Source organism: Mycobacterium sp. (assembly GCF_052145595.1).
Lineage (GTDB): Bacteria > Actinomycetota > Actinomycetes > Mycobacteriales > Mycobacteriaceae > Mycobacterium.
The window spans coordinates 1-2,730 of sequence record NZ_JBKQOI010000043.1 but is presented as its reverse complement, the minus strand read 5'-3'; the positions used below and the strand labels follow the sequence as shown (position 1 = coordinate 2,730).

Sequence of the window (2,730 nt, the reverse complement as noted above, 5' to 3'; positions counted from 1 at the left end):
CTTATCGGCACCTAACTAAACTAACGCTTGTATCCGCGGATTCTTGGCCCAGAGGATCGGTCGGCGTTACCGCCGACGAGATCTGAAAGCAAGCGGGAGCTTTTCGCGAACCGCCCGGCCGCGGCGGGCGGCTCGGTACCCGAGGACTTGTGCCACATGGGGTTTCCCGACTCCGACGGTTCCCCAAAGGATCGTGACGTCAGGGGATCGGGCGGGGTTGACAACGGCGTGGGGCTACCGGTTCTCGCTGTCAGACCTGCATCGAAAAATGGTCGCGCACCTGGGTCGCTGAGACTTTTCGCGGGCGCACGGCAAGTCGACGGGCGTCATCCCTGGCGGGTTGGCGGACCGGGCAGGCGGGTGCCACCTGCGACCGGAGGCCCGTGGTGGTGGCGGAAACGGGGTCTAGGATTCCTGAGGGGTGCCTGGTGCGCGCCAGTGTCAGCCGGCCCGGATGCTAGGCATCGAGGCTTCACCTGCGAAAGGCTAACCAGTGAGCGATAAGCCGAATGTCCTGATCATCTGGGGCGACGACATCGGGCAGAGCAATCTCAGTTGCTACAGCAACGGGCTGATGGGGTACCGGACCCCCAACATCGACCGCGTCGCCGCCGAAGGGGTGCTGTTCACCGACTATTACGCGGAGCAGAGCTGCACCGCCGGACGAGCCGCGTTCATCACCGGGCAGAACCCATACCGCACCGGCCTGACCAAGGTGGGCCTGCCCGGGGCGCCACTGGGCCTGCAGGCGCAGGACCCGACGATCGCGACGGCGCTCAAGGCGCAGGGCTACGCCACTGGCCAGTTCGGCAAGAACCACCTCGGCGACCGCGACGAGCACCTACCCACCATGCACGGCTTCGACGAGTTCTTCGGCAATCTCTATCACCTCAACGCCGAAGAGGAACCCGAACTGCCTGACTACCCAAAGGATCCCGAGTTCCGCAAGAAGTTCGGGCCGCGCGGCGTGCTGCACACCTGGGCCAATGGCGATGGCACTCAGCGCATCGAGGACACCGGCCCGCTCACCAAGAAGCGGATGGAAACCTGCGACGGCGAATTTCGAGACGCTGCAGTCGATTTCATCAAGCGCCAGCACCAAGCCGAAACTCCGTTCTTCGTGTGGTTCAACACCACGCACATGCATTTTCGCACCCACACCCAGCCCGAAAGCGTTGGTCGCGCTGGGCGCTGGCAGTCGCGCTACCACGACACGATGTTGGATCACGACGACACGGTCGGCAGCATGCTGGATCTGCTCGACGAGCTGGGCATCGCCGAGAACACGATCGTCATGTATTCCACCGACAATGGTCCCCACATGAACAGCTGGCCCGACGCCGGCATGACCCCGTTCCGCAACGAGAAGAACTCCAACTGGGAGGGCGCCTACCGCGTCCCGGCGCTGGTGCGCTGGCCGGGGCACATCCCGGCCGGCTCGGTGTTGAACGGCATCGTCAGCCACAACGACTGGTTCGTCACCCTATTGTCGGCGGCGGGTGTGCCCGACATCGCCGAGCGGCTGCGCGCGGGCACAGACCTGAACGGCACGACCTATAAGGTGCACCTCGACGGGCACGACCAATTGGCGTACATCACCGGCCAGACCGACGAGAGCCCGCGCAAGCACTTCTTCTATGTCTCCGACGACGGCGACCTCACCGCACTGCGGTTCGACAACTGGAAGTTGGTCTTCCTCGAGCAGCGCTGCGTGGGCACCCTGCAGATCTGGGCGGAGCCGTACGTTCAACTGCGCGTGCCCAAGCTGTTCAACCTCCGCACCGATCCCTATGAGCGGGCCGACATCACGTCGAACACGTACTACGACTGGATGATCGACCGCATCTTCCTGTTCGTCCCTGCTCAGGCTTACGTCGCGAAGATGCTCGAGACGTTGGTCGAGTTTCCGCAGCGGCAGAAGTCTGCGAGCTTCAGCCTGGACCAGGTCATGGCCAAATTGCAGGACGCCACTACCGGCAGCAGCTGAGCGACGCCGATGGAACGCCACGATCCGCTCCCGTCCTGGCGCCCCGGCGGCACGCGGGAGGCATTGGAGGCGTTCTTGGCGGCGGCCGGGGAGGTGCCGGTCGCCGATCGGGTCGCCTACTTCGACAACGACGGCACGCTGTGGTGCGAGCGGCCGAGCTATGTACAGTTCGACTTCTTCCTCGACGCGCTGCGCCGACGCGTGGCCCAGGACCCGTCGATCGGCGAGCGTGCCGAGTTCGCCGCCCTGCTCAGCGGTGATCAGGCGGCGGTCGCGGGGATCGGGCTAGAACGCATCGCGCTCGCGCTCGCCGGTCTGTTCGAGGGCATGACACCGGAGGAGTTCGCCGCCGCGGCAAGGGAATTCATGGGCAGAGCAGCGCACCCGACGCTAGGCCGGCCGACGCGCTCGGTGATCTACCAGCCGATGTCAGAGCTCATTGCTGAGCTGCGGCGCCACGACTTCACGGTCGGGATCGTTACCGGCGGCGGCACCGAGTTCGTCCGGGCGATCAGCGACGACCTCTACGGTGTGCCGGCCGAGTTGGTGGTGGGCACCCTCATCGGCTACGACGTCAGGCGCGACCGCGACGGCCCACCGGTCATCCGGCGCACCAGCAGCGCCAAGGTCGCCAACATCCAGACTCAGCTGGGCCGCCGGCCGATCCTGGCCGCCGGCAACTCCGGGGGTGACCGGGAGATGCTGGAATGGGCGCAGGCTAGCGGCTCTCCCAGCCTTGCCCT

2 protein-coding genes are annotated in these 2,730 nt (G+C 65.6%); both read left to right on the top strand.

Features of this window, described 5'->3' with window-relative positions:
* Positions 1-493 precede the first annotated feature (493 nt).
* Positions 494-1,987 (top strand): arylsulfatase, encoded by a 1,494-nt coding sequence (locus tag ACLP4W_RS02755; protein ID WP_442383895.1) that lies wholly within the window; start codon positions 494-496, stop codon positions 1,985-1,987.
* Positions 1,988-1,996: 9 nt separating this feature from the next.
* Positions 1,997-2,730, top strand: a 734-nt coding sequence (locus tag ACLP4W_RS02750) for an HAD family hydrolase (protein WP_442383892.1), incomplete at its 3' end; no start/stop codon positions are given.